10 protein-coding genes and 1 pseudogene are annotated in these 17750 nt (G+C 37.8%); 4 read left to right on the top strand and 7 right to left on the bottom strand.

Annotated features, from left to right (window positions below; translation table 11 throughout):
• The first annotated feature begins 22 nt into the window (after positions 1–22).
• Together A994_RS10955 and A994_RS10950 are read left to right on the top strand one after the other, a co-directional pair.
• Positions 23–2134 (top strand): DUF2206 domain-containing protein, encoded by a 2112-nt coding sequence (locus A994_RS10955; protein ID WP_004031661.1) that lies wholly within the window; start codon positions 23–25, stop codon positions 2132–2134.
• Positions 2131–3282, top strand: a complete 1152-nt coding sequence (locus A994_RS10950; protein ID WP_004031660.1) for a glycosyltransferase family 4 protein — start codon at positions 2131–2133, stop codon at positions 3280–3282. Before A994_RS10955 ends, A994_RS10950 begins: the two co-directional genes overlap by 4 nt.
• A 299-nt stretch (positions 3283–3581) precedes the next feature.
• On the opposite strand, the gene A994_RS10945 is transcribed toward A994_RS10950, so the two are convergent.
• The 7 genes from A994_RS10945 to A994_RS10915 form a co-directional block, all read right to left on the bottom strand.
• A complete protein-coding gene (locus tag A994_RS10945) occupies positions 3582–4631 on the bottom strand; it encodes a glycosyltransferase family 2 protein (protein WP_004031659.1) in 1050 nt (349 codons plus the stop codon).
• Positions 4632–4872: 241 nt separating this feature from the next.
• Positions 4873–6102, bottom strand: coding sequence for a GDP-mannose 4,6-dehydratase (locus tag A994_RS10940; RefSeq protein ID WP_004031657.1), 1230 nt, complete (start codon positions 6100–6102; stop codon positions 4873–4875).
• Between the two features lie 344 nt (positions 6103–6446).
• The gene (locus tag A994_RS10935) at positions 6447–7670 is read right to left on the bottom strand and encodes a glycosyltransferase family 4 protein (RefSeq protein WP_004031655.1); all 1224 of its coding nucleotides are present in this window, start codon (positions 7668–7670) and stop codon (positions 6447–6449) included.
• Between the two features lie 186 nt (positions 7671–7856).
• The gene (locus tag A994_RS10930; protein WP_004031654.1) at positions 7857–8966 is read right to left on the bottom strand and encodes a glycosyltransferase family 4 protein; all 1110 of its coding nucleotides are present in this window, start codon (positions 8964–8966) and stop codon (positions 7857–7859) included.
• 11 nt (positions 8967–8977) lie between these two features.
• Positions 8978–10099 (bottom strand): glycosyltransferase family 4 protein, encoded by a 1122-nt coding sequence (locus tag A994_RS10925; protein WP_004031653.1) that lies wholly within the window; start codon positions 10097–10099, stop codon positions 8978–8980.
• A gap of 297 nt (positions 10100–10396) precedes the next feature.
• On the bottom strand, positions 10397–11257 hold the full coding sequence (locus A994_RS10920; RefSeq protein ID WP_004031651.1) for a glycosyltransferase family 2 protein: 861 nt from the start codon (positions 11255–11257) through the stop codon (positions 10397–10399).
• A gap of 171 nt (positions 11258–11428) precedes the next feature.
• A complete protein-coding gene (locus A994_RS10915; RefSeq protein ID WP_004031649.1) occupies positions 11429–12859 on the bottom strand; it encodes a flippase in 1431 nt (476 codons plus the stop codon).
• A gap of 862 nt (positions 12860–13721) precedes the next feature.
• Between A994_RS10915 and A994_RS13575 the strand changes: the two genes are divergently transcribed.
• Both A994_RS13575 and A994_RS10905 read left to right on the top strand, forming a co-directional pair.
• A complete protein-coding gene (locus A994_RS13575; RefSeq protein ID WP_237739738.1) occupies positions 13722–16559 on the top strand; it encodes a transglutaminase domain-containing protein in 2838 nt (945 codons plus the stop codon).
• Positions 16560–16868: 309 nt separating this feature from the next.
• Positions 16869–17750: pseudogene (locus tag A994_RS10905) on the top strand (hypothetical protein); the annotation flags it as partial.

The raw sequence follows: 17750 nt of genomic DNA, 5'->3' as shown, positions 1-17750 counted from the left end.
CCACAAAGAAATGGGATGTGAAATGATTAAAAGTACTTTAAACAGGATCAAAAACTTCAATCGATTTGAATGGGTTTTATCAGTCTTAATCTTACTGATTGTAACCGATCTCATCATCTTACTTGACATTGGTCTTTTAAAACAAACCCTTCCATTTATCTTCTTTACAGTAGTCCCTGGATTACTCCTGGTTAACGCTTTAAAAATGCATAAAATGGATTTTTTGAAGAAAATAGTTTTAAGTGTGGGTCTAAGTATTTCACTCTTAATATTTACTGGATTTGTGCTTAACCTTCTTTATCCATATTTGTCTAAGCCCCTGGCAATGGAACCTTTGCTTTTAGCTTTGAACCTGGAAGTTATCATTTTCACCTTGCTGGATTACCATCGCAGTGGCCAATCTTTCAGTATGGAACGTATCTTTAACTTTCAGTTAAACTACCCTGGAAAACTAGTTTCCCCATTACTGTTCCCATTGCTGTTTCCGGTACTAGCGATCATGGGCACTTATCTCATGAATAACTATCTGAATAACATTATTTTGATGGTTTTGCTACTTTCCATCCCACTGTATCTGGTTGTGATCTTCTACTTTAAAGACCGTTTAAATCCCCTTACATTTCCGTTATCACTGTGGTTAATTGGAATGGGAATACTACTCATGCACGGGCTTACTTCCAGTCATATAATGGGCAGGGATGTGCACGCTGAATATTACTGTTTCCAGTTAACTCTATCCAACCTTCACTGGGATATCAACACCTATTATAACCCCTACAATGCCTGTCTGGACATTACAATATTACCCACCATGTACCAGGTTCTCACAGGTATGGCTGGGGAGTACATATTTAAACTTTACTTCAGTCTTATTGGATCTTTTATTCCCCTGGTGCTGTATCTGGTATCCAGGAAATATTTCAAAACAGAATACGCCTTTTTCGCAGGCCTTCTGTTTGTATTCCAGCTGTTCTTCATAAACTTAACCGGTGCTGTGCGTCAGGAAATAGCAATTCTATTCTTCTTCCTGGCAGTGATGATCCTGTTCGATAGTTACCTGGAAAAGATGGTGCAGAGGAAATTCCTGTTTCTCATATTTATCTTTTCACTGATAATGTCCCACTACACCACTTCCTATGTGGCTCTGGGATTGACGGTTCCCATACTCCTTTTACCATTTGTTAAGGGAGTCATCAAGGAACGAAAACTCAACTTTAAAAATTTCGACCTTATCTTGTTGTACCTGCTGTTCCTGGCGGTTTGGTTTATGATTTACGCCAAAGTACAGTTCAATGCTGCTGGAGATGTTGTGGCAGCCACTGCTGGGATTGCAGGGGGCGCTAGTGGTGGTGCAGGCGGAGGTAGAGATGCCCTGGTTTTAAGTGTTCTGGGAATAGGTTTAAAATCACTGCCCAACACCATCAGCGCTATTGTAAACGATGCTGTATTCCTGATGATGGGAATCGGACTTTTCGCCATCTTCAGGGATCATAAAAAGTGGAGGAAGATTCTGGATGATGAATTCATAGTAGGTATACTCCTTTCCATCACCTTACTTGCCATGTTCGTCATCTTACCCGGAGTATCATTCTTCTACGGAGCAGATCGGCTTTTCTTCCAGCTTTTAATATTCACTGCCCCACTTTTCATTATTGGAGTTATTAAATTCTCCAATATAATCAAAAAACCACAATGGAAACCCGCCATATTCCTGGTACTGTTAATATCAATGTTCATGGTTGGTACTCATCTCCAGTATCACCTTACCGGAACACCCTACTCTGCAGAGTACGATAGCACGGGTAGTATAAGGGGTGAGAATTTCATCTTCGACCAGGAAGTGATCGCTGCCCAGTGGTTGAACCAGTACAGTGATCCCAACCAAAAGATATATGCAGATTCTATTGGTGGTTCCCGACTTATGCTGGGCAATATCAGCATTTACCGGCCCAGTGGAATAAATTTCGAGACAAACAAAACATTGCCCGGTTATATTTTCCTGGGATATGTAGGCACCAGACAGGGAAATGTCTATGAAACCCTGGATGTTATTGGTGACTGGTCCAGTTTCAACTACCTTTTCCAGGATAAAAGCAGGATCTACGATAACTACTACGCCGAGGTTTACCAATGAGCGATGATTCATCAACCCGGATACTTTTCATACACAACACCATAATGTGGTACCGCATACCCTTTTTCAGGGCATTATCTGATATTTATTCCATGAATTACCTTTTCAATCATCCAGACATCTCCCAAACGCTCTACGGAGTGGAAACTCAGGGCGAAATAGATGGCATGGAGGGTGTTAACTACACACTCCTGACCAATCATTTGGGTGTTGCCTGGGGATTAACCGGTGCAGTGTGGGGTGATTATCAGGTCCTGGTAGGTGGTAGCTGGGATAGTATCCCTGAGATCATGGAGAGTATTTACTGTTTTAGTGTGTCCTGGCTTCGAAGGAAACCAGTTATTCTCTGGAGGGAGGATTGGGGCTGGGAAGATGAGTCCCTGAAATCCAGGTTACTGAAGCCGTTTATTAAATGGATGGTCCAAACTGCCAGTGCCATCGTGGTTCCTGGAACCAGACACCGGGAATACTTCCTTGATCTGGGTGCAAAACCTGAAAAAACATTTATCATGCCCAATGTCAGTAATCAAACCGTTCAAGAACATGACCCAGAAGATATAACTCAGTGGGAAGGGATGGAAGATCTTTCCGGGAAAAGAATCGTTCTTTATGTGGGGCGGTTAATTGAAAGAAAAGGGGTTCAGTACATTATTCAGGCTATTAAAATGAGCAAAAGTGAAGATGCGGTTCTGTTAATAGTGGGTAGTGGGGAATATGAAGATGAGCTTAAAAGTATGGTCCGGGAACTGGGACTGGAGAACCGGGTGATATTTACAGGTAATGTTTCCCAGGATGAACTGGTATCTTACTATTTTCAGAGTGATCTGGTTGTGATTCCCTCCATAACCCTGGGAATTGGTGATCCCTGGGTGCTGGTACTGAACGAAGCCATGTACTATAAAAAGCCAGTAGTGGCCACCGATGCAGTGGGCGCAGCCAGTGACATGATCATTGAAGGTGAAAACGGATTCACTGTCCCGGAAAAGGATGCCAGTGCACTTCAGGAGGCCATTGACAGGATAATGGAAGATGATGATCTAAGATCTAAGATGGGTCAAAGATCATTCCAGATTATCCAGGAAGGATTCTGTTATCCCCACATGGTGGAAGGATTCCAGAAAGCAGTGAATTATGTTTTGAGAAAATAATGAGACAATATTATCTAAAACATAACCTTCAATATCCTCAAATTTTGTATGTGTCCTGAAAAAAGCAATTATTGATAGATTTATATCATTTAGTGTTTTAAGCATTTCAAATAGTTCTAATTAATCTAAAAAAATTTTAATTAATCTAAAAAAGTTCTAATTGGTTTAAATAAGTTCTAATTGGTTTAAATAAGTTCTAATTGGTTTAAATAAGTTCTAATTGGTTTAAATAAGTTCTAATTTTAAAAAAAGAAATATTACTACCCTCAATTCAAAATACTAAATTTTAAAATATTAGATTAAAAAAACCTCTTCAAGAATCCAGATAGGTAAAAATAGAGAATCTGAGTATAATAAATCGGCAATCTGCGCCCGTAACCTTTTTTATGGGCCTTCATGAATTTTAAACTGGTTTTTATCTCGGAAATGGTGGTGTTAATCAGTTTACCCTTCTTCCTGGAAACACCGATCTTGTGCCACACTATTGAATTAAGGGCAGTTCTGGCTTTATACCCGTGATTGTTGAGTTTTATTGCCAGGTCAGCATCTTCACATCCAAAGAAGAAATCTTCATCCAGGTAGTTGAAGGGTACCTTATCTGCTTTTATCAGCATTGCTGCTCCAGAAACCCAATCCACATCCAGTGTCTGGCCCTGGTATGAATCTATATCCACATCTTCCATTACAGCGTAGTGACCTGGGTAGTGGTTCAGGTTTATTTTACCACCAACACACCATATTTCATCATCTTTGCCATTGAAGTCATAATAGTATATTTTAGAACCAACCAGGGCTATCTCCTCATCTGATTCTGCAACTTTAACGAGTTCCTGGAGGAAATTTTTATCAACCACTGTGTCGTTGTTTAAAAGAAGATTGTAGGGAGTGTTTAATATTTCCCTGGCAAAGCTTATCCCAATGTTGTTTCCCCTGGCAAATCCATAATTTTCATGATTTTTGATAAGAATTAACTTACCACTGGAGGGAGTATTCCTTATCCGGTTAGTGATGGACCTCAGATCATCCGCGATGGTTTTTCCAGTATTATCAGATACTGTAAGGGTTTCAATGGTAAAATCTTTTTTTTTAAGTGAATTCAGTTCATTTTCATCAAATTCAAATATTTCTACCGGCTTATTGAGTGAATTGTAATGGAAAAATTTGGACTCTACTTCCATCTCTCCTTCACAGTATTTCCTTATTTTTTTTAGGGAATCATCCTGGGAATCATTATCAACCACGATGATATTGTAGGAAGGATAATCGATCTGGTAAAGTGACTCCAGACACTCTACAGTGTCTTTCCAGCCATTCCAGTTTAGCAGTATAATTGCAACTTCAGGGTGCATGGGAATCATTGGATTATATTTTTACAAATACTATTTTTATTATATTAATTTGGACAGTACTAATTGTCAATAACTGATTTTTAAGTAGAATACCCTTATTAAGGATTTTAAGGTTGGTAAATATAATTCACAGTGTTTTAGTTATAATTCACAGTGTTTTAGTTATAATTCACGATGTTTTAGTTATAATTCACAGATGTTTTAGTACTCTGATTTAAAAAATAAAAATTAATAAAGGGAATTACACTCGGTTTTCTTTCAAATCGAAGTAATTCAACTGGTCTTCTATAACATCACTGAGACTGTACTGGATTTTTCCTCCGATCTTCTGTATTTTCTGGTTATCCGATAGGATCATTGGAACTTCCGCTGGTCGGAAACGGTCCGGGTTGAACTCAATAACCACCTTTCCCTGGTCGGTGTTCACGTTGATTCCTTTATCCTGAATGGTGTATTCCAGTCCTTCTTCCAGCATGATCTGGTCCACCCTGGTTTTATCGAACTTCACCCCAAATATAGGGTCTTTGTTGATTTCTACAGGGTTATCCACGTTTTTATCACCATTGATGGTTTCGATACTGTTGATGTTCCATCCTGCTTTATCCAGTCCCAGCAGTATGTAACTGAGGACAGAGTTGGTTCGCATGGATCCCTGGTTGTATGCTTCTCCACTTTTACCCTTAGCTGCCAGGAGAAGGTATCCCTGGATTATATCGTTTACATGGGACCAGTCCCGGAAGGCATTGAGATTTCCAATGAGAATGCGGTCGGTTTCCTGGTGTTTGAGTTTCATGATCTGATTGGTTATCACCGAAGTTACGAACATGATCCCTCTTCCAGCTCCTTCGTGGTTAAAGGCCCGTGACACTACTGTGTCCATGCCAAAGGAATGATGGTAATTCTGCATCAAGAGATCTCCGTAAACCTTTGACACTGCATAAGGTGACATTGGTCTTAAAGGATTGGATTCCTTGACCGGTAATTCAGGTATGGCGGTAGGTTCTGGAAAGATGGTTTTACCATCCTTAAGTGCACTGTGGTACTGTTCCTCTGAGGATAGAACCATACCGTATTCTTCACTGGAACCAGCGAAGATCATCTTGGTATCCATATCCTTAACACGTGCAGCTTCCAGGAGGTTGGCAGTACCTATACAGTTTATATGCTGGGTTTCCAGAGGACGGCGGAATGATAACTCCACAAAAGACTGTGCTGCCAGGTGAAAAAGATAGTCTGGTTGAGATGCATCAAATGCACTGGCCAGTGAGGTTATATCAGTCAGATCCCCCTCCAACATAATAAGTTTATCCTTAATACCTTTGTCTATCAGGTTTTTCTCCATTGCAGCCATGTCTTCTGGCCGGATAAAACCGTAGACCTCTGCACCAGCATCCAATAGTTCTTTTGCCAGGTAAGAGCCAACAAATCCATTGGCCCCAGTTATCAGAATATTTTTTCCATTCCAGTTCATAGTATCTTCCACATAATCAATTTATAAACAAATCAAATTAATTTTACCTTTAGGATTAATCATGAATAGTTCTTAATTTATTTTCATGATTATAAATTGTTCCCCTGAATTCATGGATATCCGAATTCATGATATATTTTAGTGATTGAAAAATCTCAAGATGATTGTTTAATCATCAGATTGAACAAATTTATCCCAAAATAATAATTAACTCCCTATAAATTTGATGATTTTAACCTTCAAACAGTAAATTCCCCAAATATGTTAATCACATCTCTTATGGATATTAATCTTCCTTTACAGATCGTTAACCATATTCATAGATCGTTAACCATCCCTTATCGTTAATCATACCCATTTATTGATCGTTTAAGATGATCAACCAATCTTTCACCGGCACTTTCAAGTGACCAGTCCCTTTGAACCATTTTCAGAGCATTTTGAGCTAATTTTATTCTTTTTTCTTCATTATCCAATAGTTGAGTAACTGCTTCTGCAAATAGTATTTCGTCTCGCTGAGTTAGGAATCCATTTTCATTGTGGATAACAGTTTCCCGAACACCCCCTTCTTTAACTGCAACCACAGGGGTTCCACAGGCCATTGCTTCCAGGGGGACCAGTCCAAATGGTTCTAGATAAGGTGCGTATAATACCATTTTAGCCCGGTTATAGAGGGAAACCAGTTTATCATCATCAATACCCCTTAATATTTCCAGATCTACTCCCAAACCAGTTGCCATTTCCCGGAGATAATCCTTCCATTGTTCATCACCCATATTGGAGACAATAATCAGTTTGGGTCGGACCTTCTCATCCACCAGGGCCAGGGAGTTTATGATAAAATCGTAACCCTTGGGAGGTATGCAGGTACCCACCGATAATACAAAACCTTCTCTGGGAAGTCCCAGTGGTTTAAAGAGTTCTACATCCACACCCAGGTATGAAACATAGGAATTTAATCCATATGATCTTAAAATAGATTCATGAGAGTAGTACGAATTAGCAATCATGTACCTTGCGTACTGCACATTTTTAAGGTCCAGGTTCATCTCACTGGCAATCACATGGTTGATGTATCGCTTAATCAGGGGTTCCAGTAACCTCTTTTTCCTCTTATCCTCAGAAATTTTTTCCAGTATTTTTTCTCTGCGTGGAGGCTGCTGGCAGTAGTAAACAGTGGGTTTTTCAACATACTTCAGGAAGTAAGGAGCCATGACAAACTGGTCCTGTTCACTGAATACCACATCGTAATCTCCCTGATTGATGGTCTGGGCAATGGCTTTTTCAGCTTGGTCCACATTTTTTATGGATATGGGTTTGAATATGGCTGGTACATAGGAAAAGGTGGAGTACACCAGGGAGCGGAACCAACTCTTTTTAACCGGGAAAACATGCATATCCCGCACCATACCCTCCAGGGGCAGAAATTCTTCATTGGCTGTTTCCGGAATGTAAAGGTCAACTGTATGACCGGAAGTAGATAAGTACTTTACAAATCCATGTAAAGCTCTTTTAGCTCCTCCTGAAGGGAGGTTATGGAAAATTGCTATTTTTAATTTTTCTGACATTCAAATCTCCGTATTAAATCTATTGTATAAATTATATCTTCACGTGGAATAATCAACCATTAAATGGAATAATCAACCATTAAATGGAATAATCAACCATTAAATGGAATAATCAACCATTAAATGGAATAATCAACCATTAAATGGAATAATCAACCATTAATTATGCTAATAATGCGAATCATTTTAATATTCCCCCAAAACTTCCTGATAAACTTTCCAGGTCTTTTGAGCTGTTTTTTGCCAGCTAAAATCTCTGGCACGACTGATGCCTCTTTCTCGTAGTTCACACTGGAGTTCCTCATCAGAGAGTATCCGGTGCATAGCACTGGCCAGAGCCTCCTCGTCCAAAGGATCAACCATGATACCTGCATCACCCACCACCTCAGGTAAAGAAGAAGTATTTGAAGTTACCACCGGAGTACCACAAGCCATAGCCTCCAAAGGAGGCAAACCAAACCCTTCATAAAGTGAAGGGTAGACAAACAGATCAGCCAGATTATAAAATGCCGGTAAATCTTCTTCAGGAACATAATCCATGAAAAACACTTCAGAAGTGATGTTCAAATCATCCAAAAGATCGAACAGTATTTTGCGGTCTGATTCGCCTATCTGAGGTTTTCCCACCTTTACCAATTTCATTTCGTCTAAATTATATTTTTCTTTTAAACTGTGGAACGCCTTGACCACAGTGTTGAAATTTTTCCGGGGCTGTTCTGATCCCACGTACAGAATGAATTTTTCAGGAAGATTGTACTTCTGGCGGATTTCCTGAAGTTTCACTGGGGGCATTAACTGGAAGTAAGGGTCAACTCCCAGATGAACAGTTTCTATCATTTCTGAAGGTATATCCAGGTGTTGAATAATGTCCCTTTTAGTGTGATCGGAGATGGTTATAATCTTATCTGCCTTTTTCATTCCTTCCATGGAATATTTTAAAAACTTCATGGACATTTGAGTATTTTCTTCAGATAGAAGAGGTATTATATCCAGACAAGTGGCAATTTTTGGAGTTTTAAAGTCAATCCGATTCAGTAAATATGTTTCTTCCTGTGAAAATATATGGGTCAGATCAGCATTACCATCTAAAGATTTCTTAACCCTATGGGGATAAATGACGATTTTATGAATTAAATCATAATGAGGGATGTTAAACATTGGTAACTGGTAAGGAATTTCATTAAAAACCGCCAGATCATCTAAATTTTCTGCTGTTTTTAGGTAAACTTTGTATTTTCCGTACATTTCTCCGGAGTATAATCCCAGAATAGCATTAACCCTAATTTTATCATGCATAGTTATCCCTTTTATATTCTGCAAACTTTTTCATAGACTTCCCATGTTTCTTTAGCGGTTTTGTGCCAGCTAAAGTCTTTAGCTCTTAGTATACTTTTATCTCTTAATTTATTTCTCTTTCTTTCATCACAGAGAATCTGGTGCATGGAAGAGGTTAAGGCCTCCTCGTCTAAAGGATCAACCATGACCCCTGCATCACCCACCACTTCAGGTAAAGAAGAGGTATTTGAAGTTATCACCGGAGTACCACAAGCCATAGCCTCCAAAGGAGGCAAACCAAACCCTTCATAGAATGAAAGATAAACAAAAAGGTCAGCAGCATTGTAGAACCGGACCAGGTCTTCCACTGATATGTATCCCGGGAATATCACTTGGTCATTTAGATTCAATTTTTCAATTTCTTGAAGAACCTTTTCATGTTCCCAACCCATTCCACCAATTATAACCAGTTTATGAGGTAGTCCTGATTTTTTGATCTCATGTAAAGTTCTTATAACTGGAATGATATTTTTTCTTGCTTCAACTCTTCCCACAAATAGAATATATTGATTAAGATTGTATTTATCTTTCATATATTTTCTGACTTCATCCCGATTATCCATTGGATGATAAATAGGATTATAACCGTTGGGGATAACTGTAATTTTATCAGGGGACATGTTGAGATGTTTAACGCAGTCCTCCCTGGTTTTTTGGGAAACCGCAATAAAATGATCAGCATGGTTAACTATCATTTTTAAAGATGTATTCCATCGCCGAGCAAGGTTAGGAGGATAACTTTCAGGGTAAAGTAATGGTATAAGGTCATGGATAGTCAATACTTTTTTAACACCCCGGTTTAAAAAAAATGCAGAAGTTTGAGTATGCCAGTGTGCGGGAAAGTGTACCAGATCCACTTTAGACTTCATTAGTGCGTAGGGCATTCCCAGATGGCAGGTGAGGTTTAAGGGTAGATACGGAATCAGCACTTCCCTGCAGTGTTTATAAATATCATCATCCGTTTTTTTATGATGAATAAGAGTAATGTTATTGGACTTGCCCATTTTAATCATTTCATTTACTGTGCCATAAAGATAGTTATCCACACCGGTCCGTTGTCGGTCAATAATCCAGGACAAAATACCTACATTCATTAAATCACCCTACTAAAATATGAGAAAACAGATTTCAATATGTAACAATTAGATGGCATTTATTATATCTTTTTAGGAATCTGGAAGATCACCACTAATTTTTTTAAGATTTAGAGAACACCATCCTGCAAGTAAAAACACCGTTTACAGGTGAAAACACCCTTCTGCAGGTAGAAACACCCGTTAGAAGTGAATTTTATATTAAATTGATAATTTGTAGTTAAAAATTTTTAAATTATTAATATTACAATCAACGAATTATTTACCATCAACAAATTATCAAAATTTTAATACGGGTTATTCATCCCTGTATTCTAAAAGAACATTATCAGTAACTTTTTGGTACTCTTTTCTTATTTTTTCGCGGGTATGGGTGGTATTATATTCCTTCATTAATCCCAGCTTTAAATAAACAATCAGATTATAAATAACCGATAGAAAGCTAATGGATAATCCTCTGAAACCATCTTTATATCCTTTATCCCTGATGTACACATCGAAAAATCCACGGAATAACCGGAACAATATTCCAGGAACGTGTTCCCCCAATTTATAACCGACTTTTTTACCCTCAAAAATGTTTTTAGCTTCTATTGTAGTATAATGATTGAGGGCTTTGTCAATGTAGTGTTCAAAATCAAGGTAACTGAAGTGGATAAATCCTTCCTCTGGATCAGATAGATCATAATGCCGGGCCTCCTCACTGATTCTCATAAAATCATGGATTTGATCGCCAAAATGAAGATATTTCTTTTTGAAAAATCGAGGATGCAGATCCTGCAGAGGGCCCCATCCCATATGGCATACCTGTTTGCCTGCAAAGTAATTATTATGAGGGATATTCACTACATCAGCCAGGTCACTTTCCATTACCTCCTTTAATCTATCCCTTAATTTCCGAGGAACTATTTCATCAGCATCCACCACCAGAACCCACTCACAAGAGGCCTGATCCAGAGCAAACTGGCGAGCAGGATCAGCATAGCCCATTCGTTTATGGAAAAAAATTTGGTCGGTGTACTCCCTGGCTATCTCCACGGTACGATCTTCACTGTGCATATCCACGATAATTATCTCATCAGCCCATTTAACAGATTCAAGACAATTTTTTATATTTTTCTCTTCATTTAACGTATTTATAAGAACAGATACTTCCATTTTAACACCGTTTAGAGATTTATATGCCATCTAAAAATACATTTCCAGTTAATTTTATTTTTCGACCCATATCCATCTGATAAAACCCATATATGTGAAATAAACCCATCTATCGGGAATAATAATATAATAATTAAAATATCCTTGTCACATTATATGTAATAATTCTAATTAATTCCGGTATTTGCCTGTGATCTGTTTGAATATTTCCAGGTCACTTTCTGAAAATGATCGGAGAATAACCAGAACTCCAAAGTAGATGACAGTAGCCAGGATTATAACCACGAACAGGTTAGTTTTAACCAGTATTATGAAAAGTGCCATGACTAAACTGGCGATAATTGGCTTAACCAGCACCTCCCGAAGTTTTATCCGGTACATATGTTTGGAGATTAGATGGAAGTAGAACAGGAACAATGATAGTTCAGTGATTACTGTTACCACTGCCGCACCAATGTAACCGTAGGTCGGAATAAGAATGATATTCAGTACAACATTTAAAAGCATACACAGAAAGCTAATTCTAACAGTTTCATGCTGACGATTGATAGAGGTTATAGAAGCTCCCAGCACGTAACTGACGAAGATTATGGGTATGGACCATATTAGTATCTGAAGCACAATGGTTGCATCAGCAAATCCATTCCTGTAGATTAATGAAATGATTTGATCCGCGAGTAAAGTTGTACCCACCGCTATTGGAATACCCAGCATTGTGAGATATTTGAATGATTTAACATAGGAGAATTGTAAAGAATCCTGAGATGAAACATGAAATTTGGAAAACACCGGCAAAATTGCAGTGGCGTATACTGAAGGAATGAACATTAATGCTTCCAGTAATTTATAAGCAGCACTGTAAAGTCCAGTAGCAACATCTCCTGAGATAAACGCCAGCATTATTGTATCAACTTTAAAGGCAATGATTGCAAATATACTGGCAATTGCCAGGGGATATGCTTCCATAATCAGGTCTTTCCAGAAGGCAAAATCCAGTTCAAACTTGGGGACCGCAAATTTCCATAAACAGATAACCACGTTAAAAATTAGAATAATAAAGTTAATGACCAGATAAACCATGGCAAATGTCATGATATCGGCCTTGTAAAAAATAGCAATGTAAACACCAGCAAACATCAAAATACTGGTAAGTACTGTTGCTACTGATTGATATTCCATTTTTTCGTAAGCCTGAAATACAGAACTGAATGTTCCAGATATTACATTCAAAATCAGAGCCACCGTAATGATATATATTACCATGGCTGATGTGTGTTCATGAACAAATAGCTGTACTATTATAAAAGTTGCCAGGAGGGTTAAAACGGAGAAAATTAGCTTGATAATGGTAGTGTTTCCCATGTACTTACTGGCAAGCTCTTTATCCCTTGCTACTTCACGTACAGTTAATGAGCTTAAACCAAGATCAGTGAATATAGTTAATATTCCAGCTAAAGCCAGTGCTGCTGAAAGCATTCCAAAACCAGCTGCTCCCAGATAATTTGCATAGTAAATGGTGTAGAAAAATGCCAGTAGGAAACTCAACACCTGAGCTACCATGAGCAAGGTTGTATTTTTTACAATTTTTTGAGCGGTGTTCATGGGTATCAGCACTGATTATAAAACTGCAGTATAAGAAAGTTTGATATCATTATCGTTGATATCATTATCACGACTATTTACAAATTGATTCTATTTAAAATCAATCATTAATTAATTAAAGCTTATATACTTTTGTTATTGGGTCAACTGTAATAATCTAAAACTGTAATTCTAATAAACTTATTAACAATTCCCCATTTTATGAGGAAATCATATCAGTTAGGATCAGTCCCCTGTAATAATTTTATTTATTAATATCAAATAGTAGATTTTCTTTCTTAATTTTAATCAACCAATGGATCAACAGAGATTTTTGCAAAAAAAGCTAATTTAACCATATAAAACCTAATTATATTATTATACTCTGTAATTAAGTTATAAAAATGATTAAATTAACGGAAGAAATTGTAAAGTTACCGATCGGAGATGCATTGCTATTATAAAATTGAGTATTTAATAACAGGAACCGCTTATTGCTAAAAATGAGTATTTTGGATATTTATTTAAAAAAAATACACCATTAAATGAGTGATAGCTAAATTAGCAGTTAAAAGTGTTTAAAATTGATTTTGAATTAAATTAAGAATTTATGTAGAAGGATTTTCATTTTAGAACAAAAATTATATATATAATGCAATTTCAGATAATATACATGTCAAAAGTTAATGTAAATCAAATCTGGATGGAGTTTATATCTATCTTCAGTGGAAAAATTTATTATTAAATATTTTTAATATATACATAACTTTCTTTAATTCTCTATCCAAAAACAGGGGTTGGTGTTATTATTGGAGGGGTGGGTATGAATGTTAAATTTGTTCCGAAAGTTATCTTTAGTTTTTTTGTCTTTTTTTGCGTAATTATGTTTATTTCGAGTGTTAGTACTGTTTCCGCAGCTAATTCTACCAATACCACCAGTTTTACTCCCAGTGAAATAGCAAATGCTTCGGTTACAGTTCAAAAACAGATCGAAACCAACAAAAAACTACCGGATAAGGTAGCTATTGGTAATCAAACTATTAACACCGCACAGTACCTCCATCTAGCTGTTGAAGCAACCAATCAGATACAGCAAAATAACAACAGATCTATAAGTGTGAATAATGACCAGATCCCACAGTACAGTGAAGAATCCTTGATTAGTGGCAGTATAAGCAGGGCAGACTACCTTGATTTTGCAAACCGAATAGATGAGTATATAAATAACAACCATCAAGCGCCGCCTTATGGATTCATAGGGCTTGGAAAAATAAGTTACCAGTCGCAAGTATATCTGTTCAGCCGAATCCTGAGTATATATTACACCAACGGTACTTTGCCACTCTACATAAACCTCAAACCATTCACTTCCAGCAACATACCCATACTCTACACACCCGCAACCACATTCACAACCACACAAATCATCCAAACAGCAACCGACCTACAAAAAACCATAGAAACCACCAAAACAATACCCAACACAGTAACCATCAACGGAACAACCATCTACACCGCACAATTCCTACACCTGGCCACACAAACAATCACGCAACTAAAAAACAATATTTTTGATCCCATCCTTCTAAAAAATGATGATCAACCCACTTACACTGAAGAACAGTTCAATGTGGGAACTATGACCCAAAATGACTACCTGGACTTTGCTCAGAGAATTACAAATCATATGAACCAGAACCAACAAGCACCACCCTATGGATTTACAGGACTCGGAAAAATAAGTTACCAATCGCAAGTATATCTTTTCGTAAGACTACTGACCATCTACAACAGCACAGGAAGCCTACCACTTACAGTAACCATGAAACCATTCACATCCAGCAACATACCCATACTCTACACACCCGCAACCACATTCACAACCACACAAATCATCCAAACAGCAACCAACCTACAAAAAACCATAGAAACCACCAAAACAATACCCAACACAGTAACCATCAACGGAACAACCATCTACACCGCACAATTCCTACATCTAACCATACAAACCACGCTGCAGCTAAAAAACACTTCTAACAATCCAATAGCACTACAAAATGACCAAGCACCATCATACACCCAAGAACAATTGAACACCGGCACCCTAACCAAAAACGACTACCTAGACTTCGCCCAAAGACTAAACGACTACATGAACAACAACCAACAAGCAGCCCCTTACGGACTGATCGGCCCCGGCAAAATAGGATACCAATCACAAGTATACCTATTCACACGAATATTAACAATATACAACAGTACTGGAAGTTTACCCTCTTCTATAATTGTTAAATCCTGGACCGCTGACAATATACCCATACTTTCAATGCAGAGTGTTAGTTTTACACCACAACAGATTGTTGATACTGCAGTTAAATTAAAAAATACAATTGAATTAACAAAAACAATTCCAGCTACTGTAGTTATAAATGGTATAACCATTTACACTGCACAATTTTTACATCTGGCTGTGGAAGCTGCGGTTCAATTAAATGAAAATAACGGTAATAAAATATTTTTACAATCTGATGAACCTCCAGGATACAGTAAGGAGGAACTGGTTAATGGTGTTCTGTTTAAGGATGAATATCTTGATTTTGCCCGGCGTGTTTCTGATTACATGAATGAAAACCACCAGGCACCACCCTATGGATACATTGGACTGGGAACTATCAGTTATCAGTCCCAGGTTTACCTTTTTGTGCGTGTTCTGGATTATTATAATACTTCAAAAAGTTTAGCAGATAACATTGTAGTCAAATCATGGTCTTCTCAGAATATACCCCTTAACCAGGTTAATATTGCATTTTCCATTGATCAAATTGCATTAACTTCCAATGGAGTTAGGAATAATGTAGAAATTTACAAGGCGCTCCCTGAATTTGCATACATTGAAGGTTTAAGAGTTAATATTGCCCAGTTTTTATATTTAACAGTACAGGCAGTGGTACAAATAAACAATCATGATTCCAGTCCAATTAAAGTTAAAAATTACAGTATACCAGGTTATAGTGAAGAACAGTTGAGTTCTGGTTCGTTAAGTACTGAACAGTACATTGATTTTGCAAAAAGAATCAGGGATTACATGAATGAAAACCAGCAGGCCCCACCATACGGATACATTGGACTGGGTAAAATTGGTTTCCAATCGCAGGTCTGCATTTACAGCCGCATATTAGATTCCTATAGAATAAGGGGTTCATTACCTGCTGTTTCAGATAACATTAAACCCTGGTTGTCAGTTATTTATAATATACCAGCTGGCTATGAACAGTACTGTGTGCCAACACGCTACTGTCAGTCTGATGATCCAAGTATAATTGCTCTTGCCAATAGCATTACAGTGAGTGCATTTTCGGTTTATGATAAAGCCGTGCTTATATTTGAATGGGTAAGGGATAATATTGGTTTTGAATTCTATTATAACACAGTAAAAGGTGCAGTGGGCACTTTACAATCCGGAGCAGGTAACTGTGTTGATACTACCCATTTACTGGTAGCTCTATGTCGCGCATCAGGTATACCTGCCAGGTATGTGCAGGGAGACTGTTACTTCAGTAGTGGTAACTGGTACGGTCATGTGTGGGCCATGATTTATGTTAACAATCAATGGTACTGGGCAGATGCTACCAGTTACTGGAATGATTTTGGAACAATCAGCAACTGGGATACTGGATCTTATGTTCTAAAGGGTACCTATACCAGCCTTCCCTTTTAATCTGGATCTATGTTGCTATGAATTTAAGAAAATGAAGCAGAATCCTATTTAAAAAACAAATAAGTTTTATTATCATGATCTAGGTTTAGATAGAATAAAAATTAGGTTTATGAGATTTAATAGAGAGTAAAGTAAGTTTATATATTTAAAATGACATACATTAGATGATAATTAATATTATTTAGGATTCATACACTTGGACCTAAATTATTTAGGATTCACACATTTGGACCTAATATAATGTTAAATTTTTTGCAAGATGGAGGCGTTAAAATTTTCAATAATGCTAATATTAAGAGACTCTTGTGTTTGACGTTATTCATAGGAATTTTGTTTGTTTCCAGTGTCAGTGCAGTATCTGCAGCTAATTCTACCAATACCACCAGTTTTACTCCCAGTGAAATCGCAAATGCTTCAGTTACAGTTCAAAAACAGATCGAAACCAACGATAACCTACCAAATAACGTAACAATAGGTAACCAAACCGTCAGCACAGCTCAGTATCTCCATTTAGCCATACAAGCCACCAGTCAACTACAGAACAATAACAACACACCCATAACACTACAAAAAGACCAAGCCCCAAAAAACATTGAAGAACAACTCAACACCGGCACCTTAACCAAAAACGACTACCTTGACTTCGCCCAAAGACTAAACGACTACATGAACAACAACCAGCAAGCAGCCCCTTACGGACTGATCGGACCCGGCAAAATAGGATACCAATCACAAGTATATCTCTTCGCAAGAATACTAGCCATCTACAACAGCACAGGAAGCCTACCACTTGCAGTAACCATAAAACCATTCACACCCAACAACATACCCATACCTTACACACCACCAACCACATTCACACCTACACAGATCATCCAAACAGCAACCAACCTACAAAATATTATAGAAACCACCAAAACAATACCCAACACCGTAACCATCAACGGAACAACCATCAACACCGCACAATTCCTACACCTGGCCATAACAGCAATAACACAGTTAAAAAATAACAATAACAACCCTATACTTCTTAAAAATGACCAAGCACCATCATACACCCAGGAACAATTGAACACCGGCAGCCTAACCCTCAACGACTACGTCGACTTCGCCCAAAGACTAAACGACTACATGAACAACAACCAACAAGCAGCCCCTTACGGACTGATCGGCCCCGGCAAAATAGGA

Origin of the sequence: Methanobacterium formicicum DSM 3637 (assembly GCF_000302455.1) — an archaeon.
GTDB classification, from domain to species: Archaea; Methanobacteriota; Methanobacteria; order Methanobacteriales; family Methanobacteriaceae; genus Methanobacterium; species Methanobacterium formicicum_A.
This window is presented reverse-complemented; position numbering and strand designations above follow the sequence as displayed.